Raw genomic sequence first — 26,391 nt, 5'->3', positions numbered from 1 at the left:
GCGTAGATTCCACCCATGCCCGGTACCGAACCCACGTCACCACGAGCCAGGAGCGGGGAGCTCGACCGCTATCCGCGACCTCCAGTGAGTCTCGAGGAGGCCGAGTGGGTCTGGCGGGAGCTGACAGGCGAGGCGATGCGGCCGGGGGCCAAGCCCGAGGCCGTCCGGCTGGCCGTGATCACGGGGCTGGTGCGCGCGACGGGCGCCCGGTACGGGGACCTGCTCCGGGTGCGGGTGGAGGACATCGACCTCGGGCCGGCGCGCGCGAAGGCGACGGAGGGCAGTGTCCTGGTGCGGCACGGCAAGCACCGCACGCCGCGGCGCCACCTGCTGACGGCGGACCTCGTCGTGCTGCTGAGGCACTGGATGGTCGTCCGGGAGGAGCTGGCGGCGGACCTGGAGGGCTCGGTGCCGCGGGCCCTGCTCCTCACGGTGCACCACACGCATGACAACGGCACCACGGTCTCGTCCGGCCTGCCGATCACGCGGCAGGGGCTGGTGCTGTCCTGGCGCCGTTTCGTGCACCGGACGAACGCGCGCTACGGCGCGCTGCGCCCGCCCTTGCCGACCCGGTTCGAGCAGGTCCGCCGGGCCTGGGTGGAGGCGACCCAGGAGGGCCGTTGAGTGCTGGACATCCGCCCGTTCTCGTGCGCCAGAGGGGCGAACATCCAGCACTCAGCGGGTGCGGATACCTACCAGCGGCGCCTGCGGCGTCGACGACGGCAGGTGGGTGAACCCGTACCGGTCGTAGAACAGCGCGGCCGCGGTGTTCTCGGCCGCGTAGCCCAGGTGCACGCCGGGTACGCCGCGCTCCGCGAGGGCGCCGCGGAGCGTGTCGATGAGGCGTGAGCCCAGGCCGCGGCGCTGGAGCACCGGCAGCAGGTCGATGTGCAGGTGGGCCGGGTGCGTCGTCAGCTCGCCGTGCCGCAGGCCGCGGACCATGCGCTCCGGGTCGGTGCCGTCGTGCACGAGCTGGGCCTCGGTGTAGCCGGGGTTGCGACCCGTGGCCGGCCCGGGCGCGGGGTGGCGGGCGGCGAACCCGGGCGTCCACTCGCGGGCCCACCAGTCGACGAAGGCCGAGGTGTCGGCGACCCCGATGATGTAGCCGGTGGCCCGGCCCTCGTGCTCGACCACCCAGGCGAGGTCGGGGGAGTGGTCGACGTACGGCAGCGCGTAGACGTCGGGCATGAGCAGATCGGAGGAGTAGAGGCCGCGCGCGTCGCCGCCGGCCGCGGCGGTGCGGACGCAGATGTCGGCGACGTCGCCACGGTCGGCGACGCGGTACTGGCGGATGAATGGCTCGGTCACCCCGGCACACTAGCGTGCCGTCTCAGAATGTGACCGTGCTGTGACATGGCGGTCTCTCGGTCATGTGCTGACCCCGCGGGAGCCCTGTACTGGTGCTGGTCAGCGGCGGATCGGGCGGACTCGCGTTACCGCGCATTTGCCGCGCGAACACGCCAGTAACGGGATCGTCACAGGATCGCAATGTGCAATCGCCGCCCAAGTTCGTTACGGTCGATTTGTCATGCAGAACCTCGAAGAGGAACTCAAGCACATCCATCCGACCGAAACCACGGTGGCTTTGAGGGAGCCCGCCGTCGCAGACGGAGCAGCGATGTGGCGCCTCGCGCGCGACTCCAAGACGCTGGACCTGAACTCGTCCTACGCGTATCTCCTCTGGGCGCGAGACTTCGCCCGGACCTCGGTGATCGTGAGCGTCGACGGCGAACCCGGTGGGTTCGTCACGGGCTACATCCGGCCCGACGAGCCGACCACGCTGATGATCTGGCAGGTGGCCGTCGACCACGCGTACCGTGGCCAGCGCCTCGCCTCCCGGATGCTCACGCACCTCGCTGAGCGGCACCCCGAGTGCACTCACGTGGAGACGACCATCACCTCGGACAACACGGCGTCCATCGCCCTGTTCATGTCCTTCGCGTCGGCCCAGGGTGCGCCCGTCGACGTTCGAACGGTCTTCCCCACGGAAGCTTTCCCGGACGGCCACGACGCGGAGCTCGTGTTCCGTATCGGCCCGCTCTCCTGACCGCGCACCGGTCAAAAATCCCCAGATAACTGCATAAACCGATCTACCACAGCCGAGTCCGGTCACCGAGACCAGACCGTGGAAGGAGCCATGCGCCCGAATACCGCTATGCCTACCGGCATGTCCTCGACCAGCATCTTCGACGAGCTCGAGTCCCAGGTCCGCAGCTACTGCCGGAACTGGCCCGCGACGTTCACGACCGCGGCGGGCAGCTCGCTGCAGGCGGAGGACGGCCGAAGTTATCTCGACTTCTTCGCGGGGGCAGGTGCGCTCAACTACGGGCACAACCACCCCGTGCTGCTCGAGGCGCTGATCGAGTACCTGCGGAGCGGCGGGATCGTGCACTCGCTCGACATGCACACCGCTACCAAGCGCGAGTTCCTGACGACGTTCAGGGACCGGATCCTCGCGCCGCGCGACCTCGACTACAAGGTCATGTTCCCCGGGCCGACCGGGACGAACACCGTGGAGAGCGCGCTCAAGCTCGCCCGCAAGGTGACCGGCCGCCAGCACATCCTGTCGTTCACCAACGCGTTCCACGGGATGACGCTCGGCGCGCTGTCCGTGACCGGCAACTCGATGAAGCGCAACGGCGCCGGCCTGCCGCTGACGAACAGCTCGAAGATCCCGTACGACGACTACTTCTCGGGCGCCACCGAGGACTTCCTGTGGCTCGAGCGCGTGCTCAGCGACAGCGGGTCCGGTGTCGACAAGCCCGCCGCGATCATCGTGGAGTCGGTCCAGGGCGAGGGTGGCCTGAGCGCGGCGCGGCCCGAGTGGCTGCGCGCCCTGTCCGAGCTCTGCCGCGCACACGAGATCCTGCTGATCCTCGACGACGTGCAGGCCGGCTGCGGCCGCACCGGGGACTTCTTCAGCTTCGAGGAGGCCGGGATCACGCCGGACATCGTGTGCCTGTCGAAGTCGATCTCCGGCTTCGGGCTGCCGATGGCGCTGACCCTGATCCGCCCGGAGCTGGACCAGTGGGAGCCGGGCGAGCACAACGGGACGTTCCGTGGCAACAACCCGGCGTTCGTCACCGCGACCGCCGCGCTGAACCACTTCTGGTCCGACGACGCGTTCGTCCAGGAGGCCCGGGAGCGCGGCGCCGAGCTGCACGACGGCCTGAGCCGGATCGCCAACGGCTACGAGGGCGCGATCGTCAAGGGCCGCGGGTTCCTGACCGGGATCAAGTTCCCCGACACGTCGGCCGCGTCCAAGATCGCGGCGGCGTCGTACCAGCGTGGTCTGCTGGTCGAGACGTCCGGACCCGAGGACGAGGTCCTCAAGACCATGCCGGCTCTGACGATCACGTCGGACGAGCTGCGCTCCGGCGTGGACATCATCGCGGCCGCGGCGACCGAGGTGCTCGGCGCACCCGTCGCGGACCTGGCCGTAGCGAAGTAGGACTGCCGCAGGGCTCCGTGCCGCAGCCGGGCTGCGGCGCGGAGCCCTGCCGCCGCGGGGTCCCGAACGAGGACCCCGGACCGCAGGGGCGAGAGCAGCCCCCGAGGAGAGGAACACCGCATGATCGTCACTCGACTGGCCGACCTTGAAGGCACCGACCGCGACGTCAGGTCACAGAACTGGCGCAGCCGCCGGCTCGTGCTCGCCAAGGAAGGCGTCGGCTTCTCGTTCCACGAGACCACCATGTACGCGGGTACCGAGACCGAGATGTGGTACGCGAACCACTTCGAGGCCGTGTACTGCGTGGGCGGCACCGGCCTGCTGGAGAACCGGGAGACCGGCGAGATCCATGAGATCTCCGACGGGACGATGTACCTGCTCGACGGGAATGAGAAGCACACGATGCGTCCCACCACCGACCTGCGTCTGATCTGCACCTTCAACCCGCCGGTCACCGGGCGGGAGGTGCACGACGCCGATGGGGTGTACCCGCTGATCAAGGAAGAGGAGGCCGCCGTATGACGACGGACGCACTCAGCACGACCCAGCACAGCACGACCCAGCATGCGACCGCCCGGCCCGCCGACCCGTACCCGACACGGGTCGAGGGGCCGGCCTCGGAGATCCCGCGCCAGGACAAGGTGGTCTGGGGCGGGGCGGCCGACGGTCCCCTGGAGCAGGAGCAGCTCGACGGCTTCGACCGGGACGGGTACCTCGCGTTCGAGGACCTGGTCACGCCGGCGGAGGTCGAGGAGTTCCGGGCCGAGCTCCAGCGGATGTCGAGCGACCCGGTGATCCGGGCGGACGAGCGCACGATCATCGAGGGCACGTCGCAGCAGGTCCGGACCATCTTCGAGGTCCACAGATCGAGCGACGTCTTCGCCCGCATCGCGAGCGACCCCCGCGTGGTGGGCAGGGCCCGCCAGATCCTCGGCTCGGACGTCTACATCCACCAGAGCCGCGTCAACCTGAAGCCCGGCTTCGGTGGCGGTGACTTCGCGTGGCACTCCGACTTCGAGACCTGGCACGCCGAGGACGGTCTGCCGCGGATGCGGACGGTCAGTATCTCGATCTCGCTGACCGACAACTACTCGTTCAACGGTCCGCTGATGATCATGCCCGGGACCCACAAGACCTACGTGTCGTGCACGGGCAGGACGCCGAACGACAACTACAAGGCGTCGCTCGTCATGCAGAACGCGGGCACCCCGGACGAGGACATCCTGACGCGCATGGCCGACGAGCACGGCATCGACGTGCTCGCGGGCAAGGCGGGCAGCGCGATCATGTTCGACTGCAACTGCATGCACGGCTCGAACGGCAACATCTCGCCGTACCCGCGGTCGAACATCTTCCTCGTCTACAACAGCGTGGAGAACCCCGCGGTGGAGCCGTTCGCGGCGCCGTCGGCCCGCCCGACGTTCCTCGGGACGAGGGACTTCACCCCGGTCGGCTGAACCGACCACGGCCGGGGGGCAGGCCCCGACACGCCGGACGCCCGGGTCACGACAGTGGCCTGGGCGTCCGGCGTCGTCACGTCTCGGGGATCGCCCCCGACGACGACTCCAGGTGGGCGCGGACGAACCAGTGGAACTGCTCGAGCTTGTGCAGGTGGCCGATGAGCAGGTCGTTGGTCACGTCGTCGAGTCCCGCCGTGTCCTCGGCCGCCTTGCGGTGGAACGTGATGATGGAGTCGTAGACGTCGTCGACGGCACCGAGGTGCTCGATCGCCGGGGCGCGGCCCAGCTTGTAGTCCTCCCAGTCGCGCGCCGCGACGAGAGCGCCCGGCGTGCCGACGGGCACGCCGCCGAGCGTCGCGATGCGCTCGGCGATCTCGTCGACCATCGCGCGGACGGCGTCGACCTGCGGGTCGAGCATCTCGTGGACGCCGATGAAGTGCGGTCCTACGACGTTCCAGTGCACGTGCTTGAGCGTGAGGTGCAGGTCGTTGAGCGCGTGCAGGCGCTGCTGGAGGATCTCCGCGACCTTCGCCCCCTCCTCGGGCGTGAGGGACGGGACCGTGTAGCGGGGCAGCTTCCGGGGCATGAGGGGTCCTCTCGGGCGACGGCTGGTTCGGGTGGCTGATCAGCTCCGACCATCGTCACGCGGCGAGCCGCCGGTCGCCAGCGCGAGGAACACGATCGCGAGCACGGCCAGTGCGGCGAGCAGGACGGCGCCCGGCACGGTGGTGCCTGACGCGAGCATCGCGAGCGCCCCGAGGAGGCCGGTGGCGGTCAGGACGACGAGGTCGCGTCGCCAGCCCGTGAGGAGGGCGCTGATCTCGGCGTGTCCGCGGGGTGGGACGTGTGCTGCCCACCAGGTGATGCGGGCCAGGAGGTAGGCGAGGAGGGCGACGGCGAGGGCCCAGGGGTCGAGGGGTCCGGGGGTGAAGCCCCAGAGGAGGACGGCGGCGACGACGGTGATGCCGCCGGCGGTGGCCGGGGTGGGGCGGGTGACGAGGAGGCCGGTGCTGAGGGCGGCGATGGTCCAGGTGACGCCGTCGGGGATGTCGGGGGTGCGGTGGGCCGCGGTGAAGAGCAGGAGGGGGGTGAGGGTGAGGAGGGCGAGGCGCAGGACCCAGCCGCGGAGGGTGGGTCCGGTCTCGGTGGTGACTTCTGGCAGGGGGCGGCGGGCGGGGTCGGTGAGGCGTTGTGCGAGGTGGTGGAGGTGGGTGGTGAGGGGGTTGGTCATGGGGCGCGTCCGGGTAGGTGGCGTTGTGCTGCGTGGGCGAGGGCTTCGAAGCGGACGGTGGCGTGGTCGCGCTGTGATCCGGCCCAGCTGATGACGGGTACGGCTTCGCGTTCGAGGGCGGCGATGCGGTCCTCGCGTTCGAGGCGGGCGATGTGCCAGGCGATGGCGAGGTGGTTCTCGATGACGGGGTGGAGGTCGGGGAGGGTGTCGATGACGACGACGGGGTGTCCTGCGGTGCGCCAGGTGCGGACGAGGTGGAGGGGCTCGTCGTCGAGGAGGGTGGTGAAGAGGTAGACGATGGCGTCGGCGGGGAGCTGGGGCGGGCGGACGCGGTGTACGGAGGCGCGGTTCCTGGGGTGGGCGAGGGCGAGCCCGTGGACGAGGCGGCGCAGGTGGCGTCGTCCGGAGGCGGGTGGGAGCGGGCGGCGTCGGCGGGCGAGGTCTTCGAGGCCGACGCGGTCGCCTGCCTGGACCAGGGCGTTGGCGACGGAGGCCGCTGCGTGGCGGGCGAGGTCGAGGGAGGTGGGTTCGTCGACGCGGAGGGTGCCGTAGCCGCGCCAGGTGCGGACGTCGGGTCCTACTTCGTCGCGGGAGTCGACGACGAGCACGGCTGAGGCTTCGGCGGTGGCGTAGGTGCGGCGTACGTAGAGGGTGTCGAGGTCGGGGGAGCGGCGGGCGGTGGTGCGCCAGTCGATCCTGCGGAGCCGGTCGCCGGGGGTGAAGGGGTGGATGTCGCGCAGCTCGGAGCCGTCGCCGAGGCGGCGTGCGGGGTGTGGTCCGGTGAGGCCGCGCAGGCGGTGGGGCAGGGGGAGGCGGCCCAGTGGTGCGATGGGGGGCAGGACGAGGCGGGGTGCGCCGGTGATCTGGCTGGGTTGTTCTTCCCAGGTGTGGTGGCGGGATCCGCGGTGGTCGACGGTGAAGGTCTCCTGTGGTCCGGTGCGGACGGTGGCCAGGCGTAGGGGTATGCGTCGTTCGTGGGGGTGTGCGGTGAGGGCGAGGTGGGTGTCGCGGTGGCCGGTGGCGGTGATGCGGAGGTGGATGACGTCGGCGGTGGTGGGGGTGCCGGGCAGGTGGAGGGTGGCGGTGAGCTCGCCGGGGGTCGCGGTGCCTGGTGGTTCGTGGAGCGTCGGTGGCGCGGCGGTGGTGGGTCGGTGGGCGTGGGCCCAGGTGGCGGCGAGGAGTCCGGGTATGCCGATGAGGGCGAGGTCGCCGCGGCCGGCGATGATGCTGGTGGTGAGCAGGATGATGCCGGTGACGACGGCGGCGGTGTGTGCGGAGGTGGGTCGCCATCGCTGGTCGGCGGGTTCACCGACGGTCATCGGGTGGGCACCGTGGCGGGGGTGGGGACGGTGTGCAGCAGGTCGGCGACGATCGTCTCCGGTCGGGTGGCGGAGGCCCAGGCGGTGGGGGTGAGGGTGATGCGGTGGGCGAGGACGGGGACGGCGACGCGCTTGACGTCCTCCGGCAGCACGTAGTCGCGTCCGTCGAGCACGGCGGCGGCGCGGGCGAGGAGGACGAGGTTCTGGGATCCGCGGGGGGAGGCGCCGACCTCGAGGGCCTGGTGGCCGCGGGTGGCGGCGGTGAGGTCGACGCAGTAGCGCACGACGTCGGGGTCGACGGGGACGGCTTCGGTCCCTGCTTGCATGGCGCGGACGGTCTCGGGGTCGACGACCTGGCGGACGGGGGCGGCCTCCTGCCTGCGGGCGAGGCGGCGGGTGAGCACCTCGGTCTCCTGCGCGCGGTCGGGGTAGCCGACGCCGAGGCGGACCATGAAGCGGTCGAGCTGGGCCTCCGGCAGCGGGTAGGTGCCTTCGTACTCGACGGGGTTGGAGGTGGCCAGCACGTGGAAGGGGTTGGGCAGGGGGCGGCTGGTGCCTTCGATGGAGACCTGTCGTTCGGCCATCGCCTCGAGGAGCGCGGACTGGGTCTTGGGGGCGGTGCGGTTGATCTCGTCGGCGAGGAACAGGCCGGTGAAGACGGGGCCGGGCCGGAACTCGAAGGTGCGCGTGGCGGGGTCGAACACGGAGGAGCCCGTGATGTCGGCGGGCAGCAGGTCGGGCGTGCACTGCAGGCGTGCGAAGTCGAGGCCGAGCGCGGTGGCCAGGGAGCGTGCGGCGAGGGTCTTGCCCAGCCCGGGGACGTCCTCGAAGAGCACGTGCCCGCCGGCGAGGATCGTGGCGAGGGCTACCTGGAGCGCGTCGCGCATGCCGACGACGGCGGTGCCGACCTCGGCGAGGACGCGTTCGCCCAGGGCTGCGACGTCGGCGACGGGCAGGGGTGCTGGGGTGTTCTGGTCAGGCACGGTGCTCCTCGGTGGTGGGGGCGGCTCCGAGACGTTCGATCGCGTCGAGCCAGGTCTTCACGGTGCGGGCGGTGGGCGGCTGGCCGGACTTGAGCTGGCGCAGGACGCGAGCGCCGAGGAGGCGTTCGGCGTGGGGTTGCGCGGCGGGGTCTGCGGGGTCGATGCCGTGGGCGCGGAGGCGGTCGGCGGCGAGGGCGCGGATGCGGCGGACGACGCGGTCGGTGACGTGTCCGTCGCGGCCGAACACGGACCAGCCGAGGTCGGACACGTCGTGGCGTCCGCCGGCGCGGGCTTCGACGGGGGTGCGGGGCCATTCGGGGTCGGTGGTCGATCCGGTGGTGGGCTCGGTGGCGGACCACAGGATGCTGGTCGCGGTGGCCAGGGTGGCGGCTGCTGCTGCGTGTCCGAGGTCGACGATGTGCCAGTGGACGAGTCCGGCGGCTGCGAGGGTGGCCAGGACGGTGACGGTGATGATGCGGCGCCAGTTCCAGGACCTCATGGGTTGTCCTGTGGTGGCGTGCCCGGGTTGACGGATCGGTCGTCGGGCTCGGGCTCGACGTCGTCGACGTCGAGGCTGCTGGCGATGTCCGCGAGCGCCTGTCGGGCCTGGTCGACGGTGGTGTGGTCGATGGGGCGGTCGGTGAAGCGGGCGCGTTGGTAGAGGGTGCGGAGGTGGGCGACGGCGGTGGGTGGTGCGGGGGTGGTGGCGAGGACTGCGCCGGCGAACTCGGTGGGGGTCTGGGCGGGTCGGCGGTGGGCGCCGGCGCGGGCTGCGGCGTCTTCGAGGGCTACCCAGGCGGCGACGACGGCGTCGCGGGGGCGGGCGTGTCCGTCGAGGTGGGAGAGGGCGCGGGTGACGGCGTCCTGGAGCTCGGGCAGGTCGATGTCGTCGGCGAGCGTGCCGGTGGTGGTGGTTCCGCCGTTGAGCTTGTCGGGTGTGGTGGGGGTGCGTGCTCGGTAGATGGCGAGGAGTCGGCGGGCGGTGAGGGTGAGGATGGTGGCGACGAGGAGGGCGAGGAGGATTGCTGCGGTGATGCCTATCCAGGCCAGGTCGGCGGGTGGGGTGTCGGGGGGTGTGGTGAGCGGGGTGGGGCTGGTGGTCTGTGCGGGCAGGAGCTGTTCGGGTGTGTTGGGTTCGGGGGTGGCTGTCCGGGGTGGGTCGAAGCGCCAGGGTGTGGCGGTGGTGACGCCGAGCACGACGACGGTGACCAGCAGGAGGGTGCTGGTCAGGCGGGTGGTGGGTGTCATGCGGGCTGGGTCGTGTCGTCGGGGGTGGTGAGCCGGTGGGCGTGGAGGCCGGCGACGGCTGCGGTGACGAAGGAGGCGGGGTCGCTGTCGAGGTTGCGGCCCATGGTGCGTAGAGCGGCGGGGGAGGTGCGGAGGGTGTCGAGGAGGGTGGTGTCGGCGGGGATGTCGACGAGGGTGTGCCGGTGGTTGCTGGTGGGCCGGGCCGGTTCCCGGGGCGGCTCCTGTGTCGGTTCCTGTGTCGGTTCCTGTGTCAGTGTCCGGGCCTGTTCGCGGATGCGGCGGGTGAGCTGGGCGCCCCAGGCGGGCAGGTTCTCGACGTCGGTGGTGGGTGCCGGGACGGGGACGTCGGCGGGTGCGAGGGCGACCCTGGTGTAGGCGGTCAGGGAGTGGTGGGAGATGCCGAGGTGGCGGTCGCGGGGGTCGGCTCCGGAGACGCGCAGGGAGGCGACGGGGCGTCCGTGCAGGGTGGCTGCGGCGTTGACGGCTTCGCCGGCGGCTACGCCGGAGTAGCCCCAGCGGGTCCCGGTGCCGAGGTTGCCGGGTCCTTGGGCGATGACGGCGATGTCGCACCCGGCGACGTGCCGGGCCGCGAGGAGGCCGGTGTGCACGGTGACGGCTTCGAGGTCTCCGCCGAATGCCTGTCCGACGGTGATGCAGGTGGTGAGCCATTCGGCGTCGCGCAGGGCGGCGATGGTGCGGGAGAACGCGGCGGGCAGTGCGCCGCCGTCGGTCATGATGTAGGCGATCTTGAGGCTGTCGGCGGAGGTGCCGGCGGCGTGCCGCAGGCCGGCGACGACGGCGGGCAGCGCGGAGTGCAGGTCGGCGACGACGACAGGCATGCCGTCGAGGCTGTCGGCGTCGGCGAGGGTCGTGTGGTGCGGCGACTCCTGCTCGTCGACGCCGAGCACCATGGTCTGCAGTGGTGTGTACCGGGCCTTGACGAGGTGGCCGGGTCCTGGGGCGGGGTCGGGGGGCAGGTGGGTGGCGGCCGCGGCGGGCCCGACGACGAGCGCGTATCCCCCGGTGCCGAGCCCGCGGGCGAGGGCGGACACGTTGAGCAGCAGTGCGTCGCCGGGGGTGGGGTCGCCCACCAGGTCGGTGTAGGCGAGGGCCCGCACGGTCACGGGTCCTGCCGCGGCACCGTGCCCTGGGAGGGGTCGGTCGAGGGTCACCTCGAGCTCGCGCGCCCCTCGCCACGACCTGCCTGTGGAAATCACGGTCCCGATCCGCCACGTCATCACAGGGTGGAGGCTACCGAACGCTACCGTTGTCCTGATGCCCATCGATCCGCCCTCCACGCAGCAGTCCGCCTCGTCACCCGGCCTGAATCCCGCCGAGCGGCTCCTGAACCTTGTCATCGCGCTCGTGAACACGAACGCGGCGATGACGAAGCAGCAGGTTCGTTCCGCGGTGGCGGGGTACGCGGACGCGCCCAGCGACGAGGCGTTCGAGCGGATGTTCGAGCGGGACAAGGACATGCTGCGCGCCCTGGGCATCCCGGTGGTGACGGTCGGGACGGGTGGGCACACCGACGAGCTGGGCTACCGGATCGATCAGGACGCCTACGCGCTGCCGTCGATCGACCTCACACCCGCCGAGCTCGGTGTGCTGTCCCTGGCCGCCCAGTTCTGGCAGGACAAGACCCTGCAGACCGACATCAACCGCGCGATGGTCAAGCTCCGCGCCGCGGGTGCCGGCGACCCGTCCGCGGACGCCCTGGCGGGCCTCGCGCCGTCCGTGCGTGCCGTCGGGGACGCCTACGGGCCGCTCATGGAGGCGATCGAGGCACGCAGGGTGGTGACGTTCAGCTACCGGGCGGCGTACAACGGTGCGGTGCTGACGCGGCACGTCGAGCCGTGGCGGATCGCGGCACGTGACGGCGGCTGGTACCTGATGTGCTTCGACCGGGACCGGCAGGCGCCGCGGGTGTTCCGGATGTCGCGGATCGAGTCGCGGGTGCGGGTGACGGGCCCGGCCGGGGCGTACGACATCCCGGAGTTCGAGACCGACGTGATGCTCGGCAAGACGCACGGCGAGATCCGGCAGGCGGTGGTCGCCGTGCGGCCCGAGCGGGCCGGGGCGTTGCGCGCGCGGGCCAAACCGGTGCCCGACGGTGAGCGGGAGACGTACGGCGAGCGCCTGCCGGACCCGGCGGGGGCGTTCGCGGGGGACCGGGCAGGCTGGGACATCCTGCGGGTGCCGTACCGGTCGATGAGCGGTATGGCGTCGGAGGCCGCCGGGTACGGTGCGGCACTGGTCGTGCTGGAGCCGGAGTCCGTGCGGCAGGAGACGGTCCGGCGGCTGGCGGCCGCGGCGGCGCTGGGTGCGGGGGAGGTCTCTCGTGGCTGAGCGTGCTGACGACCGGCTGCTGCGGCTGCTGGGCATCGTCGCGTACCTGGACGGTGCCGGGCCGGTGCCCGTGGCGGACCTCGCCAGGAGGTTCGGGACGACGCCCGCGCAGATCCAGAAGGACGTCGACGCCCTGTGGGTGTCCGGCACCCCCGGGTACTGGCCGGACGACCTGATCGACTTCGACGCGGCGTCCATCGACCGGGGCGTGGTGCACCTGACCGAGGCGCGGGGCATGACCCGGCCGTTGCGGCTCGGGACGCGGGAGGCGGTGGCGCTGGTCGCCGCGCTGCGGGCCATGCGGGCCACGGGTGCCGTCCAGGCCGACCCGGCACGGTCCGCGGTCGTGGAGTCCGCGCTGCGCAAGCTCACCGACGCGACCGGTGAGGCCGCGAACGCGGTCGACGTGCGGCTGGCGCCGGGCGGTGACCGGCAGGTCGTCGCGGCGATCACGTCCGCCCTCACCGCCCGGCACCGGCTGCGGATCCGGTACGTCACGTCGTCGGACGTCGTCAGCGAACGGGACGTGGACCCCGTGCGGCTGCACACGCAGGACGAGTTCGCCTACCTCGCCGCGTGGTGCTACCGCGCCGACGCACCACGCACGTTCCGGGTGGACCGCATCCTCGAGGCCACCGAGACGGACGTCCCCGTGCAGTCCCACCCGGGCGAGCCGGCGGCCGAGATCGACTTCGCCGCCCTGTTCGCCGGCGGGTCGGCACCGCTCGCGACCATCCGGTTCGCGCCACGGGCACGCTGGTTCGCGGAGGAGGTCCCCGTCGAGTCGGTGCGCAACCTGCCCGACGGCGACTTCGAGGTCACGCTCCGGGTGACGAACCCCGGCTGGCTGCGCAGCACCCTGATCAAGCTGGCACCCTACGTGCGGTCCGTCTCCCCGAAGGGCCTCGCCGAGGACGTCGCGGGCGCCGCGACCGACGCCCTCGCCCTGTACGGCACGAACCCGGCGGCCGCGGACGCAGCCACATCGGCGAATCAGCACTAGGCTAGGCGACCATGTGGTTCTGGGTATGGACCCTGCTGATCGTCGGCAGCCTCGTCGGAGCGTTCTTTCTGGCCCGCTCGCTGTGGCGGTCGGCCATGGGCCTGATGGACGAGCTGGGCCGGGCGTCACGCCGCATCGGTGAGGCGAGCGACAGGCTGCAGGAGCTGGCCGACCAAGCACGCGAGGCCGCGGTCTCGCAGCACGCCGGACCGAGCCTGTTCGACGACGTGACCATTCACTACCAGCGCGTCAACGCGCAACGGGCCGCCCGGGCGGTGCGCAAGGACGCGCGCCGCGCGAGACACGTGGTGACGTGGCAGAGGTGGAAGCACTTCAACGACTGACTTCAACGACTGACTTCAACGACTGGCGAGGAGCGCCACCGACCCCGCTCAGGCCCGGTTCCGCGCGGTTCTCACGGCGCCACACGGCCCGCCGCCACCTTCCGTCCACCGGAGGGCTACCTTTGTGCCCCGCTGGTCCGCGTAAGATCGGTCATATCCGCACCACACGCGTATCAGCACCGCACCGTAAGGAGTCACCATGGGCGCAATGCAGCCGTGGCACTGGATCGTCCTGCTCGTCGTCGTCCTGCTGCTCTTCGGGTCCACCCGACTGCCAGGGCTGGCCAAGAGCGTCGGGCAGTCGATGAAGATCTTCAAGAAGGAGATCAAGGACCTGCGCGACGACGGTTCCGAGAACAACGACGGCCGGAACACCGACGGACGCGACAACCGGGCCGACAACAGGGCCGCCGACAACGCCCCGGGCGGTTCGACCACGTCCACCACGGGCTCGACGACCGGCGCGGGTGCGAGCACGGGAGCGGACCCGGTACCCGGCCTGATCGAGAACAGGGACCGCGACATCCCCAAGGCCTGACCCGGTGGCACGTTCGAGGCGGCCGTCCGACGGCCGCATGCCCTTGCTCGAGCACCTGCTCGAGCTCCGTAAACGTTTCGTCCTCATCGCGGCAGGACTCCTGCTCGGCGGTATCGCCGGCTGGGTCCTGTACGAGCCGCTGCTCGTCGCGCTCCAGCAACCCCTGGAGCGGGCGTCGGAGCTCACGGGCAACGACGTGACCCTGAACTTCACCGGACCGGCATCGGCGCTGGACCTGAAGATCAAGGCGGCCCTGTTCCTCGCCGTGTTCGTGTCCTGCCCGTGGTGGCTGTACCAGGTGTGGGCGTTCATCACGCCAGGGCTCAACAAGCGCGAGAAGCACTACGCGTACGGGTTCGTCGGCGCCTCGGTGCCGCTGTTCCTCGGTGGCGCCTACATGGCCTGGGTCGTCATCCCGCACGCCGTGCAGATCCTGACCGGGTTCCTGCCCGACGACGCCACCAACTTCACCGACGCCCAGATGTACCTGAGCCTGGTGATGCGGCTGCTGCTCGCCTTCGGTATCGCGTTCGTGTCCCCGGTCCTGCTGGTGGGCCTCAACTTCGCGGGACTGATGTCCGCCAAGGCGCTGCTCGCCGGCTGGCGGTGGGCCATCCTCGTCGCGTTCACGTTCGCCGCGATCATGACGCCCACACCGGACGCGCTCACGATGATCCTCGTGGCGCTGCCGATCTGCGTCCTGTACTTCGGGGCCGTCGGCGTGTCCGTGCTGCACGACAAGCGGGTCGCGAAGCGGCTCGAGCAGGTCGAGGTCTGACCGACAGCCCGGGCGCTGGCCTGTCGCGCCCGGGCTGTCGGACAGTGACCGTAGGCTGTGCCCATGAGCGACCTGAGCCCCGCCGAGCGGTACACGGCCTTCCGGTCACAGAGCCGTTCAGCGGCCGAGCACCCCGAGCTGACGCAGTTCCGGGAGGTCATCGGGTTCGACCTCGACGACTTCCAGGTGCAGGCGTGCGAAGCCCTGGAACAGGGCCGCGCCGTCCTCGTGGCAGCCCCCACCGGGGCAGGCAAGACCGTCGTGGGCGAGTTCGCCGTCCACCTGGCCCTGGCCTCCGGCCGCAAGGCGTTCTACACCACGCCCATCAAGGCCCTGTCCAACCAGAAGTACGCCGACCTCGTGCGCCGCTACGGCCCCGACAGCGTCGGCCTGCTCACCGGAGACACCACCATCAACGGTGAGGCACCCGTCGTGGTCATGACCACCGAGGTGCTGCGCAACATGCTCTACGCCGGCTCCTCGACCCTGGACGGCCTCGCCTACGTCGTCATGGACGAGGTGCACTACCTCGCCGACCGGTTCCGCGGCCCCGTCTGGGAAGAGGTCATCATCCACCTCTCCGACGACGTACAGCTCGTCTCCCTCAGCGCCACCGTGTCCAACGCCGAGGAGTTCGGCGACTGGCTCGAGATGGTCCGCGGCGACACCGCCGTCGTCGTGTCCGAGCGCCGGCCCGTGCCCCTGTGGCAGCACGTCCTCATGTCCTCCCCGGAACCACGCGGCACACCGCGCCTCCTGGACCTGTACGCCGGACACGTCGACCCGACCGACCCGGGCACCAGCCCGCCCATCAACCCCGACCTGTCCGCGGCCTTCCGGTCCGGGCGCGGCGGCAACCGGCCCGGCGACTACCGCGGCGGCCCCGGCGCACGGCGCGGCAGGGGCCGCGGCGACCGCGGGTACCGCGGCTCTGGCGGGCGCCGCACCGGCGAGAACGGCGGCACCATCGGCACCGGCCGGCGCACCCCGCCACGGTTCATCGTCATCGACGCCCTGAACGCCGACGCCCTGCTGCCCGCCATCTACTTCGTGTTCTCCCGCGCCGGCTGCGAGGCCGCCGTCGACCAGTGCCTCAAGGCCGGGCTACGGCTGACCAGCCCCCAGGAGGAAGCGACCATCCGGTCCGTCGTCGAGGAGCGCACCGCCGCCATCCCGCCGGAGGACCTCGAGGTGCTCGGCTACTGGTCCTGGTCACAGGCCCTCGCCCGCGGCATCGCCGCCCACCACGCCGGCATGCTGCCCGTGTTCAAGGAGACCGTCGAGGACCTGTTCTCCCGCGGCCTGGTCAAGGTCGTGTTCGCCACCGAGACCCTCGCGCTCGGCATCAACATGCCCGCCCGGTCCGTCGTCCTGGACAAGCTCGTCAAGTGGGACGGCACCAGCCACGTGCCCGTCACCCCCGGCGAGTTCACCCAGCTCACCGGCCGTGCCGGCCGCCGCGGCATCGATGTCGAGGGCCACGCCGTCGTCGTCGACCACCCCGCGCTGGACCCCGTCGCGCTGGCCGGTCTCGCGTCCAAGCGCCTGTACCCGCTCAAGTCCAGCTTCCGGCCCACGTACAACATGGCCGTCAACCTCGTCGCGCAGGTCGGCCGCGACCGCGCCCGCGAGGTCCTGGAGACGTCGTTCGCGCAGTTCCAGGCCGACCGCGGCGTCGTCGGCCTCGCGAAGCAGGCCCAGTCGCACGCCGAGGCCCTCGACGGGTACGCCAAGGCCATGTCCTGCACCGAAGGCGACTTCGGCGAGTACATGGACCTGCGCCGCGCCATCAAGGACCGCGAGAAGGAGCTCTCCCGCGCCGCCTCCGGCGCCCAGCGCGCCGAGATCGTCGCCTCCCTGGAACGGCTGCGCCGCGGCGACGTCGTCGAGGTCCCCACCGGACGCAGGCGCGGGTACGTCCTCGTGCTCGACCCCGGCGAGCCCGGCGGGTTCGACGGCCCTCGCCCCACCGTCCTGACCCAGGAACGCCAGGTCAAGAAGCTGACCCTCGCCGACGCGCCCGCCGGCCTGGAGACCGTCACCACCGTCAAGATCCCCAAGGCGTTCAACCCCCGCAAGCCCGACGCCCGACGCGACCTCGTCTCCACCATGCGCAACGCCCTGGGCGCCCTCGCCGACGACGTGCCCGCCGCACACTCCACCAGCACCCCTGTCGGCCGTGCCGCACGCGGCGGCAAGGCGTCGGTCGGCCGCCGCTCCGACGCATCGACCGACGCGGAGCTCGCGCGCCTGCGCAAGACCCTCAAGGCGCACCCCTGCCACGCCTGCCCCGAGCGTGACGACCACGCCCGCTGGGCCGAACGGTGGAACAAGCTCAAGCGGGAGCACGACCAGCTCGTGCGCCGCGTCGAGGGCCGCACCGGCTCCATCGCGCGCACCTTCGACCGCACGCTCGACGTGCTGCTCACCCTCGGCTACCTCCAGCGCACCGGCGCGGGCGACGGCCAGCGCGACGCGGGCCCCGGCCGCATCCGGGTCACCGACGACGGCCGCTGGCTGCGCCGCCTCTACGCCGAGAACGACCTGCTGCTCGCCGAGTGCCTGCGCCGCGGCGTCTGGGACGGCCTCGACCCCGCCGGCCTGGCCGCCGTCGTCTCCACCGTCGTCTACCAGAGCCGACGCGACGACGCCCCCGACCCCTACATCCCCGGCGGCCCCACCGGCCGCCTCGCCGCCGTCCTCGACGACACCCAGCGTGTCTGGTCCGAGGTCGACGACCTCGAGGAGGCGCACGGCATCGAGGCGACCGGGGCGCTCGACCTCGGGCTCGTCGGCGCGATGCACCGCTGGGCGTCCGGCAAGGGCCTCGACACCGTGCTGCGCGGCTCCGACCTCGCCGCCGGCGACTTCGTGCGCTGGTGCAAGCAGGTCGTCGACGTGCTCGACCAGCTCGGCGGCGCCGCACCGTCGGACAAGCTGCGGACCACCGCACGCCGGGCACAGGACGCCGTGCTGCGGGGAGTGGTCGCGTACTCCAGCCTCTGAAACCCCCTGATATCGGCACCACGGCGACCGATCGCATACAGTTCCCATCGTGAGCCAGACCGTCCGATCCAGCACCGCTCGATCGATCCTGTACCGCAACGGAGTCATCCACTCCCCGGCAGACCCCTTCGCCCAGGCGATCCTGGTCGACGACGGCGTCGTCGCGTGGATCGGCGCCGACGACACCGCGGCGGGTCTCGCCGCGCGCGCCGACCGGGTCATCGACCTGGACGGCGCCCTGGTGACCCCCGGGTTCGTCGACGCGCACGCCCACGTGCTGGAGACCGGCCTGTCGAGCGATGCGGTGGACCTCACGCCCTCCGGCGGCGTGCACAGCCTCGCCGACGCCCTCGCCGCCCTGCACGACGGCGCCCGCCGGCTCGCGTCCGCCGACCCGTCCGGCCAGCAGGTGCTGCTCGCCTTCGGCTGGGACGAGCAGGCCTGGCCCGAGCAGCGCACCTTCACACGGCAGGAGCTCGACGACGCCTGCGGCGGCCGCCCCGTGTACGCCGCCCGCGTCGACGTGCACTCCGCCGTGGTCTCCACGTCCATGGCCGCCCGCGCCGGCATCGACCACAACCCCGCCTGGACCGGCACCGGCCTGTCCGGCTCCGGCTGGTCCGACGCACCCGCCGATACGGGCCTGGTCACCGCGGACCTGCACCACACCGTGCGCGACGTCGCCCACACGCTCTCACCCGAACGACGAACCCGCCTCTACCGCGACACCCTCGCGGCGTGGGCCGCACGCGGCATCGTGTCCGTGCACGAGATGAGCGGCGAGCACCTCGACACCCGTGCGGGCCTGGCCGAGCTGCACGCCATGACCGCCGGCGTCACGACCCCGGATGCCGTGCTGGACGACGGCGTACCCGCCCTGCCGCACCTGGCCGCCTACCGCGGCGAGCTGTGCCGCACCACCGACGACGCCAGGGCCCTGTTCGCCGAGCTGCCGTTCCTCACCGGCATCGGCGGAGACCTCAACGTGGACGGCTCGATCGGCTCCCGCACCGCCGCGCTGCGCAGCCCGTACGCCGACCTGCCCGTCGACCCGTCGTCCGGCTCCTTCACCGGCGCCCTGACCAACCCCGACGGCACCCCGTGGACCGGCAACCTGTACCTGTCCGCCGAGCAGATCGCCCACCACCTGGCCGCGGTCCAGGGCGCCCGCGGCCAGGGCGCCGGCCTGCAGGCCGCGTTCCACGTCATCGGGGACCGGGCCATGGACACCATGATGCTCGGCCTCCAGATCGCCGCCCAGCTGACCGGCGAGAGCGCCGTCCGCGCCGGGCACCACCGCATCGAGCACGCCCTGTTCGTGGACGCGACCACCCTCGCCGCCCTGCTCGTCCAGGGCGTCGGCCTGTCGGTGCAGCCGGCGTTCGACACGGCGTTCGGCGGCAGCAAGGGCGTCTACGCCTCCCGCCTCGGGGCCATGCGCGCCGGCTCCCTCATGCCGTTCGCCGACCTCGCACAGGCCGGCGTGCCGCTCGCGTTCGGATCCGACACCCCGGTCACACCCGTCGACCCCTGGCAGGGCGTGCGTGCGGCGACCAGCCACGAGGACCCCGACCAGCGCATCTCCGCCGGCGCCGCGTTCCGCGCCCACACCCGAGGCGGCTGGCGCCTCGCCGGGCTCGACCACACCGGTGCAGGGCAGCTGCGGGTCGGAGCGCCCGCGCACCTCGCCGTCTGGCGGGCCGAACGGCTCGGGGTGCAGGCGGCTCCCGGCCGGCTCAGCTCCTGGAGCGAGGAGGCCAGGGCAGGTACGCCCCTGCTCCCGGACCTCTCCCCGGACGCCGCCGAGCCGGAGTGCCTGCACACGCTCCGCGACGGCGTGGTCCTCCACGACACCTTCTGACGACCGACAGGCCGACGACCGGCGCGGTCGCCGCGGGTAGGCTGCTGGCGTGCGCCTGCCCGAGCCGTCCCGGCTCCTGTCCCTGTTCCTCGCGGTGACCGGCGGCCTCGTCCTGTGGTCCGCGTTCCCCGACGCCGGCGTCTGGCCGGCGGCGTTCGTCGCCGTGGCCGTCCTGTACTGGGCGCTCGGCCGGGACGACGCGTGGTGGAACACCCTGATGGGCCTCCTGTTCGGCCTCGCCTTCTTTCTGCCGCACCTCTGGTGGGCGCACGAGTCCACGGAGACGGCGCCCTGGATCGCCATCGCGTCCGTGGAAGCCCTGTTCCTCGCCGCGTTCGGCGGCCTGTGGACCTGGGTGCGCCGCGCGAGGTTCCTGCGGCGGCGCGGCTGGCGCCTCGCCGCGGCCTTCTCCGTGCTGTTCGTCGCCGTGGAGCAGTGGCGGGCCGAGATCCCGTTCGGCGGGTTCCCCTGGGGCCGCCTCGCGTGGGCCATGGCGGACGCCCCGACCGGGCGCGCCGCCTGGCTCGGCGGCACCGTCGCGGTGACCTTCCTGGTCGCCTTCGCCGGCGTGCTCCTCGCCCTGGCCGTCGCCGGCCTGGTCCGCGCCGTCCGCCGCCGCCCGGCACCCGCGGGCCCGGCACCCGCGGGCCCGGCACCCGCGGGTGCGGCACCTGGACGCGTGCCGCGCGGTCGCGCACCGGTGCGCGAGCTGGGCCGCGCCGTCGGCATCCTCACGCTGGGTGCGGCGGTCGTCGCCGTGCCGCTGGTGCTGCCGCTGCCCACATCCGCGAGCGCCGGTGCGGTCGAGACGCCGGAGGGTGGTGAGGTGTATGACGCGGGGAGTGATCTGGCCGAGGAGGGTGTCCTGTGGGCGGGTGCGGTGCAGGGGGACGTGGGGGAGCCGGGGCTGGGAGCGTTCGCGAACCGGGCGGAGGTGTTGAACAACCACCTGGAGGGTACGTACGCGCTGGCGGAGGACTATGCGGGTGAGCTGGACGTGGTGCTGTGGCCGGAGAACGGCAGCGACCTGGATCCGCAGACGACTCCGGAGGTCGCGCGGGGGCTGGACGAGGCTGCGGCGGCGGTGGGTGCGCCGATCCTGGTGGGGGCGCAGGAGTTCCCTGAGGCCGGTGGGCGGTACAACGTGTCGTTGTTGTGGCAGGCGGGCAGCGGGGTGATCGGGCGGTATGCGAAGCAGCATCCGGCGCCGTTCGGTGAGTACATCCCGTTGCGGCCGTTCGTGTCGTTGCTGTCGGACCAGGTGGACCGGGTGACGACGGACATGATCGCGGCGGTGAACCCGCCGTACGTCGACGTGCCGAGCCGGTTGGGTCAGGGGGACTACCGGTTGGGTGTCGCGATCTGTTTCGAGGTGGCGTACGACGAGATCGTGCGGGACGCGGTGCTGGAGGGGGCGGGGGTGCTGGTGGTCCCGACGAACAACGCGTCGTTCGGTTTCACGGCGGAGTCGACGCAGCAGCTGGCGATGTCGCGGGTGCAGGCGGTCACGACGGGTCGGGCGACGGTGCAGATCTCGACGGTGGGGGTGTCGGGGGTGATCACGCCGGACGGCACGGTGGTGCGGCGTACGGGGTTGTTCACGGCTGACGAGTTCGTGGCGAGCCTGCCGTTGCGGTCGTCGATCACGCCTGCGGTGGCGGCGGGGTACTGGCCGGGCTGGGTGGCAGGTGGTCTCGCGGTGGTGCTGCTGATGGCGGGTGTGGTGGGTGGTGCGGGTGCGCGGCGTCGCCAGGCCGGGGCACGGGCGGCTGTGGGTTCGCAGGGGTAGAGCTCGCAGGGTCTCGCAGGGTAGAGAACGACCGTCGGGTCCAGGCCTGGTGGCCTGGACCCGACGGTCGTTCTGCGGTCGTTCAGTTGTCGCAGTGGGCTGCGAGCCGTTCTGCGGTCAGGCGGAGCGGCGGAGCTTGCCGGCGCGCAGCAGCTCGAGGCGCTCGTCGAGCAGGTCCTCGAGCTCCTTGACGGTGCGGCGCTCCAGCAGCATGTCCCAGTGGGTGCGCTGGGGCTTGGTCGCCTTGGGCTCCGGCTTCTCGGCGTCGCGCAGCAGTGCCTCCTCGCCGCAGCGGCACTCCCAGATCGGGGGGACGTCCGCGTCGGTGGCGAAGGGCAGGATGATGGTGTGGCCGTTGGGGCAGTCGTAGTAGGCCTGGAACCGAGGGGCGAAGTCCACGCCCTCGTCGGACTCCATGCTCTTACTACCGATGCTCATACCGCGCAGGGACCGGTCGGGCACGATGTCCTCCAGAGGGTTGTCGGGATAGGTGGCGGAAAAAGGTCCGTAGTGCCAACGCGGGGACCCTCTGTGATGTTCCAGCCGTTCCGGCCGTCATCTTCCAGCCGTCTGATCAGGCTACGCGTCGGATGTGCGCACGCAAGCGCACTCCGGGCAAAATGGGCGCGTATGTGCCCGATCTCACGTGCGTCGCGCCTGGTAGGAGTAGTCCAGGTGGGAACAATCGACAGTAGCAGCCGGTTGACGGGAGTGTTCATGCATCTGCATGGATAGCTCGTTCAGAGCATCATCAGCACCACGATCAGGGAGCGCGGCATCATGCAGTTCGGGATCTTCAGTGTCAGCGACGTGACGACGGACCCGACCACGGGGCACACCCCGGACGACACCGAACGGGTCCGGGCGATGCTCACCATCGCGAAGCACGCGGACGAGGCGGGCCTCGACGTCTTCGCCACCGGTGAGCACCACAACCCGCCGTTCGTGGCCTCCAGCCCGACGACGATGCTCGGCTACCTGGCCGGCGTCACCAAGAACATCACCCTGTCCACCGCGACGACGCTGATCACGACCAACGACCCGGTCCGCATCGCCGAGGAGTACGCGATGCTCCAGGTGATCTCGGACGGCCGCATGGACCTCATGATGGGCCGCGGGAACACCGGCCCGGTCTACCCGTGGTTCGGGCAGGACATCCGCCAGGGCATCCCGCTCGCGATCGAGAACTACGCGCTCGTGCGCCGCCTGTGGACCGAGGACGTCGTGGACTGGGAGGGCAAGTTCCGCACCCCGCTGCAGGGCTTCACCTCCACGCCGCGGCCGCTGGACGGCGTGCCGCCCTTCGTGTGGCACGGCTCGATCCGCAGCCCGGAGATCGCCGAGCAGGCCGCCTACTACGGTGACGGATTCCTGCACAACAACATCTTCTGGCCCATGACGCACACCAAGCAGATGGTGCAGTTCTACCGGCAGCGCTTCGAGCACTACGGCCACGGCCGCGCCGACCAGGCGATCGTGGGTCTGGGCGGCCAGGCGTTCATGCGCAAGAACAGCCAGGCCGCGTGGGACGAGTTCCGCCCCTACTTCGACAACGCCCCCGTCTACGGCCACGGCCCCTCCATGGAGGACTTCACGCGGGAGACGCCGCTGACCGTCGGGTCGCCGCAGCAGGTCGTCGACCGGTACGGCTCGTTCATCGACGACGTCGGCTACTACCAGCGTCAGCTGTTCCTCATGGACCACGCGGGCCTCCCGCTCAAGACGGTCCTCGAACAGATCGACCTGCTCGCCTCCGACGTCGTGCCCGAGCTGCGCAAGATCGCCGACGCCAAGCGCCCCGCCGACGTACCGGCGAACCCGCCCACGCACGCGGAGCGCGTCGCCGCCGCCCGGGCGAAGGGCGAGACGGGCGCCACCCACGTCGGCGACGGCGGGGACGAGTACACCGGCAAGCGAGCAGAGGAGGTCCTGTCATGACGGGCACCACCACCGGCAGCAGCACCGAGGACGGCATCCAGACCGGCATCCAGACCGTCGAGGACCGCGACCGGCGCACCATCGCCGTCGTGCACGCGGGGCTGGGGCAGCCGTCGTCCACGCGGCTGCTCGCCGACCGCCTGGCCGGCGCCACGGCGACCGAGCTCACGGCCCTCGGGCACGACGTCGACGTCGAGATGATCGAGCTGCGCGACCACGGTCACGCGATCGTCGACGCCATGCTCACCGGGTTCCCCACGGGTGACCTGGCCACCGCCATCGAGACCGTCGTGCACGCCGACGCCCTCGTCGCCGTCACACCCCTGTTCACCACCACCTACTCGGGGCTGTTCAAGTCATTCGTCGACATCCTCGACAAGGAGGCCCTGACCGGGATGCCCGTGCTGCTCGGCGCCACCGGTGGCACGCCACGCCACTCCCTCGCGCTCGAGTACTCCCTGCGTCCCCTGTTCACCTACCTGCGGGCCGACGTCGTCACCACGTCCGTCTTCGCCGCCACCGACGACTGGGCGCAGTCCTCGAGCGGGCAGGACGGCACCGGCAGCTCCCTCGCGCAGCGCATCGAGCGCGCGGGCCGGTCCCTCGCCGACCTCGTGTTCGCGCGAGGCGAGCGCGACAAGCCGGCCGACCCGTTCTCGAGCACCCCGAGCTTCCTGGACATGCTCGGCGGCGAATGACGCCCCGCCCCCGGTCAGGGGCTTGCCTGCCCAGGTCAGGGCAGGGAACATAGGGGACAGCGGTCGCCGCCGGTCGCGGCCGGATCGACGGTGAGGGAGCGCGCTCATGGGGGACGGTACGAAGAGCCAGGTCTCGGACCCGGACGGTTCGGGAGCGGACCACCCCGCCGGGCACACGCACCCGAACCTCGACCCCGGGCGCGTCGCCCGCATCGTGACCGCGCTGCGGGCAGCGCACGCGGAACAAGCAGCACACACCGGACAGCCGGCGAGCGCCGCGTCCACGGACACCGCAGAGCTGCCCGACCCTCCGGCGCCGCGCCGCGCGCCCACCGGTGTCCAGCCGGTCAAGCCGCCCGTGCCGACGCTGCGGTGGGACCCGGGGTCCCGCTACCGTGCGTCGCTCCTCGCGAACGTCCCGGCGCCGCCGCCTCCCGCGCACGCTCCTGTCCCTGCGCCGCCGGACGCCGCGCCCGTGCCGCCGCCAGGGCCGGTCCCAGGGCCGGTCCCAGGGCCGGTTCCAGGGCCGCCGCCGCTGGCCGGCCGACTCTTCCGGGGGCCGGCTCGGCGCACCGGTGTGTTCGAGCGGGAGATCTGGCACCCGTCGGCCCGGTCCTCGCGGGTGCCGCGCGACGTGGGTGAGGCACTGGTCGCCGCGGTGGAGCGGTACCGCAAGGGGTCGCTCTCCACCTCGGGTCTGGTGCGCGCGATCGGCAGGGCGCACGCCGCCTGACGAATCCCCAGGTCAGCCGGGAGATCCCGGGGCGCTCCGGTGGTCGGCCGCCGGGTTTTCACATCGTGGTAAATCGTCTGCCCGCCGGGGCGTGGTTCGTCCGCGTGGGCTCTTGTCCTGGTCGTGTGCGGCGGAGGAGCATTCGGTTGCACCACGCGCTACGTCCTGTCCCTCCCTCTGCACAGGGGGAGGTGCCGAACGAGGCACCTGCGACGAGGACGAGGGAGGCGGAACGGCGATGCGACGTCGGGTGACGGTGGCCCTTGGTGTGCTCGGCCTGGTCGGGCTCCTGTGCGGCTGCACGTCCGGCACGGACGCCGCGGACGTCACCGTGCCGGAGGAGTACGGCACGGTCGAGCAGCTCGTGGCCGACGCCGACGTCGTCGCCGTGGTGCAGGCGGGGGACGCGGCCGTGGACGTCGTCGACGAGGTGCCGTACACCCGCACCGAGCTCCAGCTGCGCAAGGTGCTGCTCGGTGCCGTCGCGAAGAATGCCAGCCTCGCCGTCACCCAGGTCGGGTCGGCATCGTCGCCGCCGGGTGCCGGCCTGTCGGCCGTGCTGCTGGAGGGGCAGGAGTACGTGGTCGTCCTGCACCGTACGGAGGCGGGGGAGTTCGAGGTGGTCGGTCCCGGGGTGTGGCGGTCGGACACGCTGGGGGCGAGCCTGACGCTGCACACGGCGATGCTGACCTGTGTGCCCGCGGCGATCCCGCACGTCACGACGCCGTGGGAGCTCGAGGTGCTGCTGGGCGAGGCGGGCGACGTCCTGGGCACCAGTGTGATCGGCCGGACCTGACCCGGACGGCGGGTGCGGCCGAGGGGCCGGGGCCCGCTGCGCCAGACTGGGCGCATGACGCGCAGTCTCGTTCTCACCGCTGACGACGCCGGCACGGACCCTGACGCCGACCGTGAGATCGCCGCGCTGCTGGGCGGCTCCCCGCTGACGGCGGTCAGCGTGATCACGGCGTGCCCCGACGGGTCGGAGAACCCCGGTGCGGCGCGCGCCGTGAAGCTCGTCGCCCGGTCGGCCCCCGACGTCGCGCCCGGTGTCCACGTGGTGCTGCCCACGCCCGCACCGCCGGGCGGCTTCGACGACGTCGCGGACCGGGTCGGCGCACAGGTCGACGCCCTGGCGCGGGTCACCACCGCCGTCGGCGCGCGCCCACCCGACCGCCTGGACTCCCACGAGGGCACGCTCTACGGGCTGCGGGACCGTTCCTACCTGGCCGAGGCGATCGACGTGTGCGCACGCAGAGGCCTGGCGTTCCGGCTGCCGCGAGGGCTGGAGCTGTACGGCGACGACGACCCGGTGCTGGCGACGGCCGGCGTGCGGGCCCGGCACGCGAGCGCCGTCGCGTCCGCCGACGCGACCGGGGTGCGTCTGCCGCGGGTCATCGCCACGCACCGTGACGGGGACGCGGAGACAGCTCACTACGGCGCCCTGCGCGACCACTACCTGCGGCTGCTGGGCCGGCTGCCCGAGGGGGCGAGCGAGATCTTCCTGCACCCGGCGCCGGACACGGCGCACCTGCGTGCGGGCTCGGCCCGGTGGTGGCGCAAGCGGACGTGGGAGCTGCGGCTGCTGGGCGACCCGGTCTTCGCCCGGGAGATCGAGCGGCAGGGCATCGACCTCGTCGCCAGGTGGTGAGTAGGCTCACCGAC

At 72.1% G+C, this 26,391-nt stretch carries 27 protein-coding genes; 18 read left to right on the top strand and 9 right to left on the bottom strand.

What is annotated here, in order from left to right; translation table 11 throughout:
• Positions 1–15 precede the first annotated feature (15 nt).
• The gene (locus tag ACYVK7_RS14120; protein ID WP_460888352.1) at positions 16–624 is read left to right on the top strand and encodes a tyrosine-type recombinase/integrase; all 609 of its coding nucleotides are present in this window, start codon (positions 16–18) and stop codon (positions 622–624) included.
• 51 nt (positions 625–675) lie between these two features.
• Here ACYVK7_RS14120 and ACYVK7_RS14115 read toward each other — a convergent pair whose 3' ends face one another.
• A complete protein-coding gene (locus ACYVK7_RS14115) occupies positions 676–1,308 on the bottom strand; it encodes a GNAT family N-acetyltransferase (RefSeq protein ID WP_460888351.1) in 633 nt (210 codons plus the stop codon).
• Between the two features lie 220 nt (positions 1,309–1,528).
• On the opposite strand from ACYVK7_RS14115, the gene ectA reads away from it, so the two are divergent.
• The 4 genes from ectA to thpD all read left to right on the top strand — a co-directional run bounded on the left by ectA (position 1,529) and on the right by thpD (position 4,908).
• The gene (gene ectA / locus ACYVK7_RS14110) at positions 1,529–2,047 is read left to right on the top strand and encodes a diaminobutyrate acetyltransferase (protein ID WP_460888350.1); all 519 of its coding nucleotides are present in this window, start codon (positions 1,529–1,531) and stop codon (positions 2,045–2,047) included.
• A 120-nt stretch (positions 2,048–2,167) separates the two neighbouring features.
• Positions 2,168–3,451 (top strand): diaminobutyrate--2-oxoglutarate transaminase, encoded by a 1,284-nt coding sequence (gene ectB, locus ACYVK7_RS14105; protein WP_460888349.1) that lies wholly within the window; start codon positions 2,168–2,170, stop codon positions 3,449–3,451.
• 120 nt (positions 3,452–3,571) lie between these two features.
• On the top strand, positions 3,572–3,973 hold the full coding sequence (locus ACYVK7_RS14100) for an ectoine synthase (RefSeq protein ID WP_460888348.1): 402 nt from the start codon (positions 3,572–3,574) through the stop codon (positions 3,971–3,973).
• Positions 3,970–4,908, top strand: a complete 939-nt coding sequence (gene thpD / locus ACYVK7_RS14095) for an ectoine hydroxylase (protein WP_460888347.1) — start codon at positions 3,970–3,972, stop codon at positions 4,906–4,908. Before ACYVK7_RS14100 ends, thpD begins: the two co-directional genes overlap by 4 nt.
• A gap of 76 nt (positions 4,909–4,984) precedes the next feature.
• Here thpD and ACYVK7_RS14090 read toward each other — a convergent pair whose 3' ends face one another.
• From ACYVK7_RS14090 to ACYVK7_RS14060, 7 genes are read right to left on the bottom strand one after another with little or no spacing between them, the layout of a single operon-like run.
• Complete coding sequence (locus tag ACYVK7_RS14090) at positions 4,985–5,497, bottom strand: Dps family protein (protein WP_460888346.1); 513 nt, start codon at positions 5,495–5,497, stop codon at positions 4,985–4,987.
• 39 nt (positions 5,498–5,536) lie between these two features.
• Positions 5,537–6,142, bottom strand: a complete 606-nt coding sequence (locus ACYVK7_RS14085) for a hypothetical protein (RefSeq protein ID WP_460888345.1) — start codon at positions 6,140–6,142, stop codon at positions 5,537–5,539.
• Positions 6,139–7,461, bottom strand: a complete 1,323-nt coding sequence (locus tag ACYVK7_RS14080; protein WP_460888344.1) for a DUF58 domain-containing protein — start codon at positions 7,459–7,461, stop codon at positions 6,139–6,141. The genes ACYVK7_RS14085 and ACYVK7_RS14080 overlap by 4 nt, the downstream gene beginning before the upstream one ends.
• Positions 7,458–8,444 (bottom strand): AAA family ATPase, encoded by a 987-nt coding sequence (locus ACYVK7_RS14075; RefSeq protein ID WP_460888343.1) that lies wholly within the window; start codon positions 8,442–8,444, stop codon positions 7,458–7,460. The genes ACYVK7_RS14080 and ACYVK7_RS14075 overlap by 4 nt, the downstream gene beginning before the upstream one ends.
• A complete protein-coding gene (locus ACYVK7_RS14070) occupies positions 8,437–8,943 on the bottom strand; it encodes a hypothetical protein (RefSeq protein ID WP_460888342.1) in 507 nt (168 codons plus the stop codon). The genes ACYVK7_RS14075 and ACYVK7_RS14070 overlap by 8 nt, the downstream gene beginning before the upstream one ends.
• Positions 8,940–9,692, bottom strand: coding sequence for a DUF4129 domain-containing protein (locus tag ACYVK7_RS14065; protein ID WP_460888341.1), 753 nt, complete (start codon positions 9,690–9,692; stop codon positions 8,940–8,942). Before ACYVK7_RS14065 ends, ACYVK7_RS14070 begins: the two co-directional genes overlap by 4 nt.
• Entirely contained in the window at positions 9,689–10,933 is a 1,245-nt protein-coding gene (locus ACYVK7_RS14060; RefSeq protein WP_460888340.1) for a DUF3866 family protein, read from the bottom strand. Before ACYVK7_RS14060 ends, ACYVK7_RS14065 begins: the two co-directional genes overlap by 4 nt.
• Positions 10,934–10,967: 34 nt before the next feature.
• On the opposite strand from ACYVK7_RS14060, the gene ACYVK7_RS14055 reads away from it, so the two are divergent.
• The 8 genes from ACYVK7_RS14055 (at position 10,968) to lnt (ending at position 21,360) form a co-directional block, all read left to right on the top strand.
• Entirely contained in the window at positions 10,968–12,041 is a 1,074-nt protein-coding gene (locus ACYVK7_RS14055; RefSeq protein WP_460888339.1) for a helix-turn-helix transcriptional regulator, read from the top strand.
• Complete coding sequence (locus tag ACYVK7_RS14050; RefSeq protein ID WP_460888338.1) at positions 12,034–13,044, top strand: helix-turn-helix transcriptional regulator; 1,011 nt, start codon at positions 12,034–12,036, stop codon at positions 13,042–13,044. Before ACYVK7_RS14055 ends, ACYVK7_RS14050 begins: the two co-directional genes overlap by 8 nt.
• Positions 13,045–13,055: 11 nt before the next feature.
• On the top strand, positions 13,056–13,388 hold the full coding sequence (locus ACYVK7_RS14045; protein ID WP_460888337.1) for a hypothetical protein: 333 nt from the start codon (positions 13,056–13,058) through the stop codon (positions 13,386–13,388).
• 199 nt (positions 13,389–13,587) lie between these two features.
• Positions 13,588–13,926 (top strand): Sec-independent protein translocase subunit TatA, encoded by a 339-nt coding sequence (gene tatA / locus ACYVK7_RS14040; RefSeq protein ID WP_460888336.1) that lies wholly within the window; start codon positions 13,588–13,590, stop codon positions 13,924–13,926.
• 37 nt (positions 13,927–13,963) lie between these two features.
• Positions 13,964–14,704, top strand: a complete 741-nt coding sequence (tatC, locus tag ACYVK7_RS14035) for a twin-arginine translocase subunit TatC (protein WP_460888373.1) — start codon at positions 13,964–13,966, stop codon at positions 14,702–14,704.
• Between the two features lie 63 nt (positions 14,705–14,767).
• Entirely contained in the window at positions 14,768–17,710 is a 2,943-nt protein-coding gene (locus ACYVK7_RS14030; RefSeq protein WP_460888335.1) for a DEAD/DEAH box helicase, read from the top strand.
• 49 nt (positions 17,711–17,759) lie between these two features.
• Complete coding sequence (locus ACYVK7_RS14025; RefSeq protein WP_460888334.1) at positions 17,760–19,571, top strand: amidohydrolase; 1,812 nt, start codon at positions 17,760–17,762, stop codon at positions 19,569–19,571.
• 49 nt (positions 19,572–19,620) lie between these two features.
• A complete protein-coding gene (gene lnt / locus ACYVK7_RS14020) occupies positions 19,621–21,360 on the top strand; it encodes an apolipoprotein N-acyltransferase (protein WP_460888333.1) in 1,740 nt (579 codons plus the stop codon).
• A gap of 117 nt (positions 21,361–21,477) precedes the next feature.
• On the opposite strand, the gene ACYVK7_RS14015 is transcribed toward lnt, so the two are convergent.
• Positions 21,478–21,822, bottom strand: coding sequence for an RNA polymerase-binding protein RbpA (locus ACYVK7_RS14015; RefSeq protein ID WP_026365682.1), 345 nt, complete (start codon positions 21,820–21,822; stop codon positions 21,478–21,480).
• 318 nt (positions 21,823–22,140) lie between these two features.
• On the opposite strand from ACYVK7_RS14015, the gene ACYVK7_RS14010 reads away from it, so the two are divergent.
• The 5 genes from ACYVK7_RS14010 to ACYVK7_RS13990 all read left to right on the top strand — a co-directional run bounded on the left by ACYVK7_RS14010 (position 22,141) and on the right by ACYVK7_RS13990 (position 26,377).
• Positions 22,141–23,298, top strand: a complete 1,158-nt coding sequence (locus ACYVK7_RS14010) for an LLM class flavin-dependent oxidoreductase (RefSeq protein WP_460888332.1) — start codon at positions 22,141–22,143, stop codon at positions 23,296–23,298.
• Complete coding sequence (locus tag ACYVK7_RS14005; RefSeq protein WP_460888331.1) at positions 23,295–23,996, top strand: FMN reductase; 702 nt, start codon at positions 23,295–23,297, stop codon at positions 23,994–23,996. Before ACYVK7_RS14010 ends, ACYVK7_RS14005 begins: the two co-directional genes overlap by 4 nt.
• 106 nt (positions 23,997–24,102) lie before the next feature.
• Positions 24,103–24,729 (top strand): hypothetical protein, encoded by a 627-nt coding sequence (locus ACYVK7_RS14000; RefSeq protein WP_460888330.1) that lies wholly within the window; start codon positions 24,103–24,105, stop codon positions 24,727–24,729.
• Between the two features lie 238 nt (positions 24,730–24,967).
• Positions 24,968–25,525 (top strand): hypothetical protein, encoded by a 558-nt coding sequence (locus tag ACYVK7_RS13995; RefSeq protein WP_460888329.1) that lies wholly within the window; start codon positions 24,968–24,970, stop codon positions 25,523–25,525.
• Between the two features lie 54 nt (positions 25,526–25,579).
• Entirely contained in the window at positions 25,580–26,377 is a 798-nt protein-coding gene (locus tag ACYVK7_RS13990; protein WP_460888328.1) for a ChbG/HpnK family deacetylase, read from the top strand.
• The last annotated feature ends 14 nt before the right edge of the window (positions 26,378–26,391 follow it).

It is taken from the genome of Promicromonospora xylanilytica (assembly GCF_054782895.1).
This window is presented reverse-complemented; position numbering and strand designations above follow the sequence as displayed.